Source organism: Nocardia callitridis (assembly GCF_039543305.1).
In the GTDB taxonomy this organism is placed as follows: domain Bacteria; phylum Actinomycetota; class Actinomycetes; order Mycobacteriales; family Mycobacteriaceae; genus Nocardia; species Nocardia callitridis.
In genome coordinates, this window is sequence record NZ_BAABJM010000001.1 from 122,761 (window position 1) to 137,215 (window position 14,455).

Genomic DNA, 14,455 nt, shown 5'->3' on the forward strand with positions numbered 1-14,455 from the left:
ACTAGCCGAAACCGACGGCCTGGTCGCCCCACGCGGTCTGCAGTTCGAGATCAGGGCCGTCCACCACGTGGTCGACCGCGTCGATCAACAGGGTGCTCCGGGTCTCGGGACGATACGGCGGCCAGTGTTTCGACCCGTCGATGGCGGCGGGCACGCTGTGCGCGGCGAAAGCAAGCCAGCGCCGCATCACCCGCCCCGACACCTCCATCGCCGCCTTACGCCCACCGAGCCAGAAGGTCGGGTCGTGGTTCAGCGTGCCGAAGTTGCCGAAGACATAGGGCAATTCGGTCGCATGCCCGGCACCGACCTGGGCGGCGCGCAGCATCGGCGTGGCATGGTCGAAGCGATACACCCAGGTGGGTGAATGCGCGGCGTGCGCATCGGCCACCCAGTGGGCGGGCATGCGGAAGGCCGCGTCGGTAGACATCGCCAACGCGCCCCTGGTCTTGTCGAGATTCGGGTAGGCCGAGGTGATTTCGGCGATCCGCTCGTGCGACAACTCGGGGTGCGCGGCAGCGACATCGCGCAGCATCGCGTTCACCGCGTCCGGCGTCACCGGCATGATCGGCGAACGCAACACGCGAAACAGCGAGGCCTCGTCCTTGTTCGTGCCGATGATCAGCGGCACCCGATGCGAGCGACCGTGCTGAAATCGCTCGATCGGGTAGGTCGGCAACAGATCGCCGTCCACCACCGGTGCCGCGGCGAGCCGACCCGGTTCCTTCAGCGGGATCTCGTCCAGCAGAATCCCCGCCGCCGCCGTGATTCGGTCGATCGGACATTCGAGCAGTTCCCCCGCGCGCGCCGCGGGTAGCTCCATCAGTTCCAGAAAGCGTTGTGCCACACCGGCCGCGCGTTCCTGACCGAACACCGTCGTCGCGGGCGGGCTCTGTGCGATCGCCTTGTGGAACAGACCGGCCGCGTACGGCGAGGTCAGCAATGCCGTCACGCATCCACCACCGGAGGACTCACCGAACAGCGTCACATTGCCGGGATCGCCGCCGAAGGCCGCGATATTGTCGCGCACCCACTCCAGCGCGGCGATCTGGTCGTGCAGGCCGAGATTGGGCACGAAGTCCGCACCCAGCGAGGACAGATCGAGAAAGCCGAGCGCGCCGATCCGGTAGTTCACCGACACCACGACGACATCGCCGGTGGCGGCGAGCTTGCACCCGTTATAGATCTCCTGCGCGGCGGTGCCGAGGCAGTACGCACCGCCGTGCAACCACACCATCACCGGTCGCGGGTGGCCGCCGTCGTAGCCGGGGGTACGCGCGCCGAATCCATGGCGCGGCGCCCACACGTTCAGCCACAGACAGTCCTCGCCCATTTTCAGGTCGGAATCCACCGGCACCATGTCGCCCATGGTTTGCGGCGCGATCTGGCCGAACTCGGTGCAATCGCGCACGCCCTCCCACGCCGAGGGTGGACGCGGCCGTGCGAAGCGCGACGCACCGGCCGGGGCGGCCGCATACGGGATGCTGCGCCACCCGAACACCGAGCCGTCGCGCAGCCCACGGACGTCCCCGTAGACCGTCGTGGCGACCGGATCGGCAAGGTCGTCCTGCCCCTGCGACGACTCGAAGAATTGAACGCTCATCGCTGACCTCCTCATCCTCTCTCAACGAGAGTACGTGGAAGATCAGCCGCGAACGCCCCGGTCGACCGAGGATCGCCGCGCCGGAAGGCTCAGTCGCGGCGATCGGCGTGGCCGAGATCGCGCTCGGGTGCCGCCAGGTCGCGCACCCGCTGCTTCAGCACGGCGATGTCGGGGAACCCGCCATCGGTCTTGCGCTCCCAGACCTGAACGTCGTCGACGGTGATCCGGAAGACCCCGCCCTGGCCTGGCACCAGCGCCACCTCGCCGAGGTCCGTCCCGAAGGTGCTCAACAGCTCCTGAGCTATCCACCCGGCCCGCAACAACCACCGACATTGCGTGCAGTACTCGATCGCGACCCGTGCCATGCCGTCGACGCTACCCACCGTCATGACTCGACAACGCCGTCCAGGTACGTCCACGCGCCGTCGCTGCGGGTGAAGCGACTGACCTCGTGCAGCTCGCCACGGCCGGTGGTGTCACGGTAATGCGCGCGGAACTCGACCACGCCGTCGCTGTCGAAGGGCCCGCCGCGCTCGGTGCGGACGATCTCCAGGAAAAGCCAACGCAGGTCGGTGTCGAGGTCGAGGCGTGTGGGCCTGGTGCTCGGATGCCAAGAGCGCAGCAGGTATTCGCGCTCGGCGGTGGCGAACGCGCTGTAGCGCGAGCGCATCAACTCCGCTGCCGTCGCGGCGGGCCGCTCACCACGCAGCACCGGCCCGCAGCAGTCGTCGAACACCTCACCGCGCCCGCACGGGCACCGTCGCACTGCACTCATGACGCCCGATCTTGCTCGCCCGTCGACGGCGGCGGCACAGCGGGCCGCTCACCCACCCAGCACCGGGCCACAGACAGCAGTTGTCGACACCACCTCGCGCCCGTGGAGACCCTCCGCGCCCTCATCGGGCCCGGTCTTGCTCGCCCGTCGACGTCACCGGCACGGCGGGTCGCCCGAGCGCCCGCCACCGCGTGGCGGTCGGCGACACGCCGGTGCGTACGGATTCGCGCATCGGCAACGCGATCCGTCGCTCGCGAGACATCGAATACCTGAGGGAGGCGCCGGACTCACTCGTTCGAGCCGCACGCGGCGAGCCCCGACAAATCGAAAGAAGGAGCCACAACCATGAACCTCGAAGTCTTGAGCACCGGATCGGCCATCATCGGCGATGCGTTCAACCTGGTAGGCAGCGTAATCGGGCTGCTGGGCCTGTTCGGCGGCTGACGCGGTCGACCGCGTCAGCGGGCGGGAACCGCCGCCAACCGGTCTGCGATCTTCGCCGTTTGTTCGCGCCAGCGCCGCAGGTCGGTGACGCTGGGCGCGAGTTCGTAATCATGATGGTGGGCCGCGCCCGATAGCGCCGCCCACAGGGTCGCTACCTGCGCCGCCTCGTCCTGCCCCGCGAAGGTGCGCAGGGCGATCAATTGCGCACGCATCGGGCACCGCATCAACGCCGGCTCGACGCGCAGCCACACCTCGTCTACCGCCTGTTCCAGCGCGATCCGCAGGATCCACGCGGTCGCACGCGACCACAACCCGCCCGCGTCGGTCACCGAGCCCGCGAGCAACAGGTCGACCGTGTGTAACCGCTCCGCCACCGACGGCCGATCGACCCGAGACCGACGAGCACCGGGCTTGTGATCGCCCGGGCCGCGCGCCGGTCCACGCCGCGCACCGCGCGATCCCCTTCGCCGGTTCATCGGGCCGCGCTACGTGCCGACGGTGGGGTGGCCTCGCGGGCCAACCACGCCACGAATTCCTCGGTCTCGGCGATCAGTTCGCGCATGCTGCATCCGATCGGAACATGCGCTCCCGCCGTCGCGTCGCGCAACGCCTCGACCACCCATTTCCCTTCCATCGCAACGAGTTTCTTATTGAGGTCGTCGACCTTCCCCCCGACCCCCATGACCGCGAGCGCGACTTTGGCCCTGGTGGATTTGGCCGCATCGATACGGCGTTGCACCTCACGATGATTCATGCCGTCGGCGAGCAACGTGCTGCGTGCGCGTGCCAAAGCCGCCGCCTCCACGGCCGAACGACAGCACGTCGCGACCAACTCATCGGCGATGGCGTGCGGCAGCTGCGGTGTGCGTACCAGCGCACGCGCGTCGTCGAGATAGCGGCGCACCGGGTCGCTCGATACCCGCACCTCCACCACCGAACGATCCCTGCGCTGTACCTCGAGCACGGTGGCGTCCAACTCCATCCTGCGCACGGCCTCGGCCAACCGCTCGTCGTGGGTGAACACCACCACCTGACGTGTCCACGCCACCGCGGCCAACACCATCGCCAACCCGTCCACCTTCGCCGGGTCCATCGCCTGCACGGGGTCGTCGATCATCACGAAGCGGAAAGGGCTCTCCTCCACGGTGGCGCGCGGCAGGAACAGCGAAAGCCCGAGCGCGTGCAATTCGCCCTGGCTCATCACCCCGAGGGCGGCGCCGTCCACGTCGTCGACGGTGACGTCGAGCAACACCCTTCGCGCGGTTCCGGCGTTGCCCTGCAGGCGAATCGCGCCGAGTTCGACATTGCTCTGCTGGCGCAGCGACTGCCACACCCACCGCGCTGTCGTCTCCAGCGGTGCCATTCGCTCCCCGCGCAGACCGGCCGTCGCGGATTTCAGCCAGTCCTCCGCGCGCCGGACGGTCCGGAGTTCCGGTGCGCGCGCCGCGACTTCTCTTGCACCGGAAAGCCATTCGTTGATCCTCGGCGCCAGCGGAGCCCACACCTCGTCGAGCCGGTCGAGTTCCTTGCGGGTGCCCTGTTGCAACAGCGCGAGCGCGTCGGCCAGGCGCGCATGGGTGTGCCGGAAGCGACTGGGCAGGTCGTCGGAGTACTCGACCATGCGCAGCTCGGCCCATTCCCACCACGCGGCGCGCACGGTCTCGGTGTCCACCGCCGGTGGGCAGCCCGGTTCGCAATCCAGTTCCTGCGGAACAGGATCCGGTAGCGCCGTCGCCACGCGCAGCGCGTCGGCCAATTCCGATCGTGCGGTGGTGAGCGCGTCGACCCGCGCGGCGAGCGCGATGATCGCGGCGTCGGTCTCGCGCGCCCACGTCTCGTCCAGCTCGCCGCGACCGCACACCGGGCACGGGCACGGGCCGCCAGCCGCATGGTGATCGCGTGCGCGACGCAACAATTCGAGTACCCGCAGGTCGGCCTCCGCGTCGGCGGTGGCGCCACGACGACGTGCCGCACCAGCGTCCGCGAGCCGCGCGGCGACCACCTCGACCTCGGCGACGCTCGGCACGCTCAGCCGCGCGATCGCCCGCAGGCCGGACGGGCCAGCGGGATCGTCGGCGGTGTCGAGTACTTCGCGTCCCACCGCGACCAGGTCGGGTTGGGCGGGACGCAGCAACGCGGCCACTCGGATCGCGCGGTCATCGGCCACCGCACTGAGTGCGTCGATCAATTCGAGCCGCTCCTGGCGCGAATCACGCACCGCGCGTTCCAGATCGAGTCGGCGGGTGCGGATCCGCTCCTGTGCCGCGGTGAGCTCGTCGAGGCCGAGCAACTGGTGCAGCGCGTCGAACAAGTCGCTCGGTTTGCCGTCGACCAGCGCGCCGAGTTCGCTGTAGGACAGGAAGGGACGGTAGAGCTCCAGGGTCGGCGCCCACGCCTGGACATCGAATTCGCTCGGCGCCTCGGGCGGGTATTGCTCGGTCCAGTTCGCGTCGGCGAGGTCGGCGTCGGCCTCCCATTCCTTGGCGATGGTCAGTCGCGAGTCGGCACCCGCCGCGAGCAGTTCGAGTTCGATCCGCGCGGTGTCGCCGTCGTGCAGGTTGCGCCAGCCTTCTCGCCAGGCCGAGGAGCGCCCGTCCCAGCGTCGATTGCCGCCGGTGAGCACGAGTTCGGCGGCCTCGGCGAAGCTGGATTTGCCGCTGCCGTTACGGCCGACCACGAGGGTCAGTCCCGGTCCCGGCGGCAACCGCAGCTGCGCCTCGGGCCCGATGCCGCGAAATCCGCGTACCCGGACGGTCTGGAGGAAAACCCCGGTCTCGGTGGTCAGGCGGGCGGCCGGCGCTTGCTCGAACTCCGTTGTCGGCGAATCACTCTCGGAGCCACCGAGGGCACGCAGGACCGCACGCGACACCGAGGGGGTAACCGAGGAGTCCTCCGCGAGCCGCCGTGTCACCACATCGATGAGCCGAGGCGCCACCTCGGAATCCGGCCGCATCCAGAAAACCCCCTCCACGCCAGCCGCGACGCGCCCGCCGACCGACCCCGTGCGCGGCACCATTGTCGAACTGTGCCAGACGCTACCCGATCGTGATCGAATCGCCCACCGTGTCGCGACCACGAAGGGCGACAACGGCACCTGAACCTGCCCGCGGGGATGGATTATGGCCATCGAAACGGCTGGGCCTGCGTCTCGATGTCCACCCCTCGCCAACCCCGACGGGCAGCTCGGTGTGTATCACCCGAAGCGGGTGGCCCGGTCGGAGCCGAACAGATCAGAATGCCAGAGTGTTCCCGTGAGCACAAGGTACCGGCAGACCGAATAGGGCGGGGCGGCAAGAATTTCCGTGCCGACCACCGAGGGACCGTCGACCTGTCGGTGGGGTGGGGTACAAATCCGGGGAACCGAGGGAACGGGGGAAGGGATGGGAATCCACCACTGCACGAGGACCGAGGAATGACGCCATGGTCCGAGGATCAGGTGACGGCACTCGCGCCGGATATCGCATCGGTGAGCGCCGCGCGCAAGATCACGAGTCGATGGCGCGAGACCGGCCAGCACGGGAGCGCACTGTGGGGGTTGCATCAACGCGGCGGGCCCTCGCCGTACCAGACGATCGTCGACCTCGACGGTCCGGCGTACAAATGCTCATGTCCCAGTAGAAAGTTCCCCTGCAAGCACGCCTTGTCGCTGCTGCTGGTGTGGAGTTCGGGACAGATCCAGCAGGTCGCCGAGACCCCCGACTTCGCGTCGGGATGGCTGGCCGGCCGTGCGCAACGCGCGGCGAAACAGTCGGCGGCACCGGCGGAACAGGCGGCGAGCCGGTCCGCGAATCCGGCGACGGCGCAGCAGCGCCGAGTACGCGTCACCGCGGGCCTTGCCGAATTGGAAGTGTGGCTCGGCGATCAGATTCGGACCGGGCTCGCACAGGTCGACCGCTCATTCGAGGCGTTCGACGCCATCGCGGCACGCATGGTGGACGCACAGGCACCCGGTATCGCCTCGATGCTGCGGGAATTGCCGCACGCCGTATTCACCAGGGCGGACTGGCCCGAGATCGTGTTGCGCGAATACGCGAGGGCGCACCTGCTGATCGCGGCGCATCGGCGCGTGGACGACGTGAGCCCGGCGGTGCGCGCCAGCATTCGCGCACACGTCGGCTATCAGGTCACGATCGAACAGGTGCGCGCCGAACCCGGCGTCCGCGACCACTGGATGGTGCTCGCGGTACGCACCGCTGAGCAGGAGCGGCTGTTCACCCGGCGCACGTGGTTGCTCGGACGCACCAGCGGACGGTGGGCACTGGTCCTGGAACACTCCTTCGGTTCGCCGAGCTTCCCCGGCGAGACGACGCCACCCGGCCTCCTCGTCGACGCCGAACTGCATTTCTATCCCGGCGCCGCGCCGCTGCGCGCCGTGTGGGGCGAGCGCCACGGTGGGCCTGAACCCTTCACCACCCTGCCGAGCTCGCCCGATCGTCCTGGAACACTCGCGGCGGCGGCCACCGACCACGCCTCGGCGCTCGGCGCCGACCCGTGGCTGCGGTCGTGGCCGGTCCTGCTCACCGCTGTGGTGCCCTCGGTCGTCGACAACCGGTGGTACCTGGTGGAATCCGACGCCACCGCGTTGCCGATCGCGCCCTGCTCTCGGCCGTGGCGACTGCTGGGCGTATCCGGCGGGCACCCGGTGACCGTGCTGGCGGAATGGACGGTGGACGGACTTTTGCCGCTGGCGGCGCATACCTCGGGCGAGATGATCGACATCGGACCGGAGTCGAGCAACGACGAGCGCGGATCGACGAATTCCGGTGCCGCACAATCGCCGAGCCACTCCGCGTTCTCCGCAGGACTCGGCGAACTCGCCGCCGTCGCCCTACTCGGCACCGCGCGCCGCACGCTCGAAGACCGTCAGCTCGCCGAGCCGGTAGGCGCGGCGGCGGGTCGGTTGTCCACCGATCCCGCAGCGCGCCTGCTCGAATCCGCCGCGCTGCAAGACCTGTTCAGCCGTGGCGGTGCGCCGACGGTCACCGCGACGGCACCGAAACCCGCGATCGACGACCAGCGCCGCACCCTGCCGCGCGCGGCATCGGCCCGGCTCGCCGGGATGCTCACGCAGCGCTCGGCCTTTCTCCCCGAATGGTTCGAGGCCGCCGCGCCCCATGACTACCGCGCGCCCGACGCCCTCTGCGCACACCTGCTCGCGCATGCGAAGAAAACGACCGCCGTGCGCGAACCACTACTCCGGCTCGCGGGCGAGCGCGGTGCCTGGCTGGCCGAACAACACCCCGAGTGGCGAACGATGCTGTCGCACAACACCGCTCGACCACCCGATCAGCGACCCGACGACGTCTGGCAGTTCGGTCGCCCCGCCGAGCGCCGCGAATGGCTCGCCGCGCTGCGGCGCACCGATCCCACCCGCGCCCGTGCGGCGCTCGCCGCGAGTTGGCGCACGGAATCGGGTCCGCTCAAGGCGGAACTGCTCGCACTGCTCGGGCCGCAGCTCGAACCCGCCGACGAGGCGCTGGCGCAGACTGCGCTCGGCGACCGTCGAGCCGATGTCCGCCGCACGGCCGCCGGACTGCTGTCGCGGCTGCCCGATTCGGCGTTCGCACACCGCATGCGCCGCAGGGCCGAGCAGTGGATCCGCGTCGAACGCTCACGACGGCACACCGAACTCGTCGTGGCACTGCCCGACCCGCTCGACGCCGAGGCCGCCCGCGACGGCATCGGCGACCACGGGGTCGAGTTCACCTACCGCTGGTCCGGCGCGCCGGACCGGACCGCGATCCTGCTGCGACAACTCGTCGCCGCCACGCCGCTCGAGCACTGGACCGGCCTGCTCGGCGCACCCGACCGCGTGGTGCTGGCCACCATCGACGACCGTTTCCGGCAACCGGTCTTCGACGGCTGGATGGATGCCACACTCGCACACCGTGATTCGGTCTGGGCTCGGGCACTTTTCGATGCCGGCGTTCCCACCGACCTCGCCATGCTGCGGCGACGCGAGCTCTTCGGACTGCTCCCGACGCACGACCGCACGGCACACCTGCTGCGGCTGGACGGCTCCTGGTTGTCCGAAATCGAGGCGCTGCTGCCCGCGATGCCACACCCGTGGCCGCAATCGCTCGCCCACCACCTGGTGTCGCTACTCGCCGAACGCGCGAAGATCGCGGCGCACCGTCCCGAGGCGTACGGCACCACCCCGAACGCACACCGCTCATTGCTCACCGCCGCATCGCAACACCTGCCGGTGACCACCGAAGACGCCGTCGCCGCAGTCGCGCGCCGCTGCGCGGACCCCGTCTGGGAGCGGGCTTTCGACCAGCTCGCCCACGACCTCACCCACCGCTCGATGATGCTCGAGGAGTTGCAGTAACCATGCCGACCACCACGGACCAGACCCTGCTTCGCCCCCACGCCGAACAGGCGTACGCCGAGGAACTGCGCGCACTCGCGGCGGCCGACGAACGTCCACGCCCGCCGTCGTGGCAGTTGTCGCCGTGGGCGGTGGTGACCTACCTGCTCGGCGGCCGCCTCGACGACGGCACCGTGATCTCCCCCAAGTACGTCGGCCCGCGCCGATTGATGGAGGTCGCGGTCGCGACGCTGGCCACCGACCGGGCGCTGTTGCTGCTCGGTGTGCCAGGTACCGCGAAAACCTGGGTTTCCGAGCACCTTTCGGCGGCCATCAGCGGCGAGTCGACGCTGCTGGTGCAGGGCACCTCCGGCACGGCGGAGGAGTCGATTCGCTACGGCTGGAACTACGCGCGCCTGCTCGCCGAGGGGCCGAGCGAGGGTGCGCTGGTGCCGTCACCGGTGCTCACCGCCATGCGCGGCGGCACCATCGCCAGGATCGAGGAGCTCACCCGCATCCCCTCCGATGTGCAGGACGCGCTGATCACGGTGCTCTCGGAGAAAACGCTGCCGATCCCCGAGCTCGGCACCGAAGTACAGGCCGCCAAGGGCTTCAACGTCATCGCGACGGCCAACGACCGCGACCGCGGCGTCAACGAACTGTCCTCCGCGCTGCGGCGCCGCTTCAACACCGTGGTGTTGCCGCTACCGGCCAGCGAGGACGAGGAGGTCGCCATCGTCACCCGCAGGGTCGAACAATTGGGCACCGCGCTGGAGCTGCCCGCCGTACCCGCCGCGGCCGAGGAGGTACGCCGCGTCGTCCGGGTATTTCGCGAATTGCGTTCCGGCAGCACCGAAGACGGGCGCACCAAACTCAAGTCGCCGTCGGGCACGTTGTCGACGGCCGAGGCGATCTCGGTGATCACCAACGGCATCGCGCTGTCGGCGCACTTCGGCGACGGCGTGCTGCGCGCCTCCGATATCGCGGGCGCGGTACTCGGCTCGGTGATCAAGGACCCCGTCGCCGACGCCGTGGTCTGGACCGAATACCTGGAGGCCGTGGTGCGTGAGCGGCCGGACTGGTCGGACTTCTACCGTGCCTGCCGCGAGGTCGGCAGGTGAGTGCCGATCGGCGGGAAACCGCCGAACCCGTCACCCGGGTCTTCGGCATCCGCCACCACGGCCCTGGTTCCGCACGATCACTGCGCTCCGCGCTGACCGACTTCCGCCCCGACGCCATCCTGATCGAGGGACCTGCCGACGCCGACCCGCTCACCGGCTATGTGGCGGCCGAAGGGATGAATCCGCCGGTGGCGCTGCTGGGCTACGTACCGGACGCACCGGCGAAGGCGGCGTTCTGGCCGTACGCCGCGTTCTCACCGGAGTGGCAGGCGCTGCGCTACGGCGCAGAACACGAAGTGCCCGTGCGCTTCTGCGATCTTCCAGCCGCGACGGTGCTCGCCATCGAGGACGAGCACGCCGACCGATTCGACCCGTTGCACGAGCTCGCCGCGGCGGGCGGGTACGACGACGCCGAACGCTGGTGGGACGCGGTGGTCGAATCCACGCCCGACGCCACGGCTTTCGACGCGATCGCCGAGGCGATGGGCGCGCTGCGCGAATCCGCCGCGCCCGCCGCGCCGACGGTGGCGACCGACTCGGTCGCCGAGGCCCTCGCCGACGAGCCGAGCGCACGGGAACCCGAGGTACCCGCCGTCGACGCACACACCCTGCTGCGCGAGGCGTATATGCGTCAGTCCATGCGAAAAGCGTTGAAGGATGGGGCTGTTCGACTCGCCGTGGTGTGTGGCGCCTGGCATGCCCCCGCACTCACCGGCGCACTGGGCCCCGCCGCACCCGACGCCAGGCTGTTGAAGGGGATGCCGAAGACCAAGACCACGCTGACCTGGGTGCCGTGGACCCATTCACGGCTCTGCGCCGGTTCCGGCTACGGCGCGGGTATCACTTCGCCCGGCTGGTACCACCACCTGTTCACCGAAACCGAACAACCCGTCGCGCGCTGGCTCACCAAGGTGGCCGGGGTGCTGCGTGCTCACGATCTGCCGGTCTCGAGCGCGCACATCATCGAGGCGATCCGCCTCGCCGACACCTTGGCCAGCATGCGCGCACGCCCCTTGGCAGGGTTGTCCGAGGTCACCGAGGCCACCCGTGCGGTGATGTGTGCGGGCGACGAGACGATGCTGCGGCTGGTGGTCAGCGAACTGGTCGTCGGCGAGGCGCTGGGCTCGGTGCCCGAAGACACCCCCACCGTGCCGTTGGCAGCCGATCTGCGCGCCAGGATCACCTCGCTGCGACTGAAGCAGCAGCCGCGCAGTCGCGCCCTCGACCTCGATCTGCGCAAGGAGCGCGAGGTCGAACGGTCGCGACTGCTGCACCGGCTGCGGGTGCTCGGCATCGGATGGGGAACGCTCACCACGGGTGAGGTGCGTTCCACGGGCACCTTTCGGGAGACATGGACGCTGGAATGGCGCCCGGAGCATGCGATTTCGGTCATCGAGGCGTCGCGCTGGGGCACCACCATCCGCACGGCGGCCGAGGCCAAGATTCTCGACACCGCCCAGGGCACCGACCGCACGGTCGTGGACCTCACCAACGCGGTGGAGGTCGCTCTGCTCGCCGATCTCGGTGGGGCGACCGATGGCCTGATCGCCCGGCTGGCGTCGGTCGCCGCCGTGGATCACGATGTCAGCCACCTGCTCGCCGCGCTGCCCGGGCTGCTCGCGACACAGCGCTACGGCGATGTGCGCGGCACCGATACCGCGGCGATCGCCCACGTGGCCGAGGGGCTGCTCGTGCGCATCTGCGCCGGTCTCCCCGCTGCGGTGACCGGCCTGGACACCGACGCGGCGACCGAGTTCCGCGCGCTGCTCGACGCGGCACACACCGCGATCCGCACCGGCGACGACGAATGGTCCACCGGCGAATGGCTCGCAGCCCTCGCCCGCCTCGCCGACCGCGACGACGTGCACGGCGCACTGGTCGGCCGCGCTGTACGCCTCCTGGGCGACGCGGGCCGTCTCGACGAGAACGATTCGGCGCGAAGACTTTCGGCTGCCCTCTCGGTCGGCAACACCGCCGCCGCGAAGGCCGCATGGATCGACGGCTTCCTTGGCGGCCGCGGCCTATTACTCGTCCACGACCGAAACCTGTTGCGTCTCATCAACGAGTGGCTCCTCGGCCTGGACGACAACGAGTTCACCGAAGTCCTCCCCCTACTGCGCAGAACCTTCGGCGCCTTCGAGTCCGGCGAACGCCGCGCCATCGGCCAAGCCATCCGCACAGACAGCGGCACTCACTCGAGCACCGCCACACGCGAACAGTTCGACTACGACCGCGGCGAACTCGCCATGCACACCGCGCTCGAATTACTAGGGGCCGCACCATGAATGACAATCTTCTGCGACGTGGACGCAATAGCCGACATGCACCGGCACGATCCGCGCGGCCTCGCGAACTCGAGGACCGCCCGCACCGATACCTGTTCACTCGAGAGCGGCCACGTCCCACTCAGCTGGTCGACCGCGTACCCGCGTGGGTGATCGAGCGAACCCACGCCGCGCGTGCGGACCGCCGCGCACCTGGCCGCAGCCATCTCACCGAATACCGAACCAGAGCCACCCTTCCCACACCGAGCCCCCTACTCGGCCATCTGCTGCGCGCAGAGAACGCGGCTTTCGCTCGGTTCGAGCACGCGCGGCCAACGACGTGGAAGCGCGCGATCGCCCACAAGCCGAACGGACCGACGAGACGGTCGCGACCCGGCTCGCCGACGGTGGCGCCGGCACGCCATCGCGGCGCTACCGCTGCCGCGGAGGCCGACCTACGAGTATCGAATTGTCGCGTCACGCAGGCGATCACCATGCCGCCAGCGGCCCGTGGCCGTATCCGGTCCGCTATACCGAATCCGGCGGCCGCCCATAACTTTTCCGGTCTCGGCAGCGCTCCGCGCGAGTGCGCTGTCCCTGCGGCGTCGGTGCGCCCGAGTCGGCGAATTTCGCTCCGCCGAGACATCGCGACCGTCACGGGGCATACCCGAGGTGGCGATCAATGCCTTCCGTCCACAGATCTCGAAGGAGAGGTGTGATGTCCGCACCCGATGAGACCGCGACAAATCACACGCAGGACAGCGAGGATCATGCACGCCGTTGGCGTTTGGTGCTCGGTTCGGCCGCCGAGGCCGATCTCGGCGCACCGGGTTCGGCCGAAGACATGGCGATGGACCGCGCATTGGCGGCGCTCTACAACACCGATGACAGCACGAAGTCGCGCGGCGGGGACCTGGGAGCGTCGGCGCCTCGGGTAGCTCGCTGGCTCGGTGACATCCGCACCTATTTCCCCACCAGCGTGGTCGAGGTGATGCAACGAGACGCGGTGCAGCGCCTCGATCTGACGCAATTACTCCTGGAGCCGGAACTACTGGAATCGGTGGAGCCCGACGTGCACCTGGTCGGCACGCTGCTGAGTCTCAACCGGGTGATGCCGGAGACCACCAAGGCGACCGCGCGGCTGGTGGTGGAGAAGGTGGTGCGCGAGGTGGAGCAGCGCATTGCCGCGAAGACCGTCGCCGCCGTCTCTGGTGCACTGAATCGAGCCGCGCGCATCGCCCGACCACGACTGCGCGATATCGACTGGGACCGGACCATTCGCAAGAACCTCGCGCACTACCTGCCCGAACACCGCACGATCGTGCCGGAACGACTGGTCGGCTACGGCCGCAAATCCCACGCCGTGCAACGTGATGTGGTGCTGGCGATCGACCAGTCGGGTTCGATGGCCTCCAGTGTGGTGTACGCCTCGATCTTCGGCGCGGTGCTGGCGAGCATGCGTTCGCTGCGCACCTCGCTGGTGGTGTTCGACACCGAGATCGTCGACCTCACCGACAAACTCGACGATCCGGTCGAGGTCCTATTCGGCACCCAGTTGGGCGGCGGCACCGACATCAACCGCGCCATCGCCTACTCCCACTCCCTGATCACCCGCCCCGACGACAGCCTGTTCGTCCTGATCTCCGACCTCTACGAGGGCGGCATCCGGGCGGACATGCTGCGCAGAATCAACAGCATGAAGGACTCAGGCGTACAGGTCGTAGTCCTGCTCGCCCTCTCCGACGACGGCGCCCCCTCCTTCGACCACGACAACGCCGCAGCCCTCGCCGCCCTGGGCATCCCCGCCTTCGCCTGCACACCCGACAAGTTCCCCAACCTGCTCGCCGTCGCCCTCGACCGCGGCGACATCCGCTCCTGGGTCGGCACGAACATCACGGGCTGAGGGCATCTCGACACCAGCACCGACTGCGCAAGGCGACG

At 69.3% G+C, this 14,455-nt stretch carries 9 protein-coding genes; 4 read left to right on the plus strand and 5 right to left on the minus strand.

Features of this window, described 5'->3' with window-relative positions:
- Window position 1: 1 nt before the first annotated feature.
- From ABEA50_RS00525 to ABEA50_RS00545, 5 genes are all read right to left on the minus strand, one after another.
- Window positions 2-1,600, minus strand: a complete 1,599-nt coding sequence (locus ABEA50_RS00525; protein ID WP_345492945.1) for a carboxylesterase/lipase family protein — start codon at window positions 1,598-1,600, stop codon at window positions 2-4.
- 89 nt (window positions 1,601-1,689) lie between these two features.
- Window positions 1,690-1,989, minus strand: coding sequence for an Rdx family protein (locus ABEA50_RS00530; protein ID WP_345492946.1), 300 nt, complete (start codon window positions 1,987-1,989; stop codon window positions 1,690-1,692).
- A complete protein-coding gene (locus ABEA50_RS00535; RefSeq protein ID WP_345492947.1) occupies window positions 1,986-2,375 on the minus strand; it encodes a YchJ family protein in 390 nt (129 codons plus the stop codon). Before ABEA50_RS00535 ends, ABEA50_RS00530 begins: the two co-directional genes overlap by 4 nt.
- A 458-nt stretch (window positions 2,376-2,833) precedes the next feature.
- Window positions 2,834-3,193 (minus strand): hypothetical protein, encoded by a 360-nt coding sequence (locus tag ABEA50_RS00540; protein ID WP_345492948.1) that lies wholly within the window; start codon window positions 3,191-3,193, stop codon window positions 2,834-2,836.
- Between the two features lie 98 nt (window positions 3,194-3,291).
- Entirely contained in the window at window positions 3,292-5,835 is a 2,544-nt protein-coding gene (locus ABEA50_RS00545) for an AAA family ATPase (RefSeq protein WP_345492949.1), read from the minus strand.
- Window positions 5,836-6,231: 396 nt separating this feature from the next.
- Here ABEA50_RS00545 and ABEA50_RS00550 point away from each other — a divergent pair, with 396 nt between their 5' ends.
- The 4 genes from ABEA50_RS00550 (at window position 6,232) to ABEA50_RS00565 (ending at window position 14,417) form a co-directional block, all read left to right on the plus strand.
- On the plus strand, window positions 6,232-9,150 hold the full coding sequence (locus ABEA50_RS00550; protein ID WP_345492950.1) for an SWIM zinc finger family protein: 2,919 nt from the start codon (window positions 6,232-6,234) through the stop codon (window positions 9,148-9,150).
- A 2-nt stretch (window positions 9,151-9,152) separates the two neighbouring features.
- Complete coding sequence (locus ABEA50_RS00555; protein ID WP_345492951.1) at window positions 9,153-10,250, plus strand: ATP-binding protein; 1,098 nt, start codon at window positions 9,153-9,155, stop codon at window positions 10,248-10,250.
- Complete coding sequence (locus tag ABEA50_RS00560; RefSeq protein ID WP_345492952.1) at window positions 10,247-12,535, plus strand: DUF5682 family protein; 2,289 nt, start codon at window positions 10,247-10,249, stop codon at window positions 12,533-12,535. Before ABEA50_RS00555 ends, ABEA50_RS00560 begins: the two co-directional genes overlap by 4 nt.
- 697 nt (window positions 12,536-13,232) lie before the next feature.
- Complete coding sequence (locus ABEA50_RS00565) at window positions 13,233-14,417, plus strand: VWA domain-containing protein (RefSeq protein ID WP_345492953.1); 1,185 nt, start codon at window positions 13,233-13,235, stop codon at window positions 14,415-14,417.
- The last annotated feature ends 38 nt before the right edge of the window (window positions 14,418-14,455 follow it).

Bases quoted from the DNA above. Each gene is read 5' to 3' on its own strand.
- ABEA50_RS00525 (WP_345492945.1), bottom strand. From the start codon at position 1,600: ATGAGCGTTCAATTCTTCGAGTCGTCGCAGGGGCAGGACGACCTTGCC.
- ABEA50_RS00530 (WP_345492946.1), bottom strand. From the start codon at position 1,989: ATGACGGTGGGTAGCGTCGACGGCATGGCACGGGTCGCGATCGAGTAC.
- ABEA50_RS00535 (WP_345492947.1), bottom strand. From the start codon at position 2,375: ATGAGTGCAGTGCGACGGTGCCCGTGCGGGCGCGGTGAGGTGTTCGAC.
- ABEA50_RS00545 (WP_345492949.1), bottom strand. From the start codon at position 5,835: ATGGTGCCGCGCACGGGGTCGGTCGGCGGGCGCGTCGCGGCTGGCGTG.
- ABEA50_RS00550 (WP_345492950.1), top strand. From the start codon at position 6,232: ATGACGCCATGGTCCGAGGATCAGGTGACGGCACTCGCGCCGGATATC.
- ABEA50_RS00555 (WP_345492951.1), top strand. From the start codon at position 9,153: ATGCCGACCACCACGGACCAGACCCTGCTTCGCCCCCACGCCGAACAG.
- ABEA50_RS00565 (WP_345492953.1), top strand. From the start codon at position 13,233: ATGTCCGCACCCGATGAGACCGCGACAAATCACACGCAGGACAGCGAG.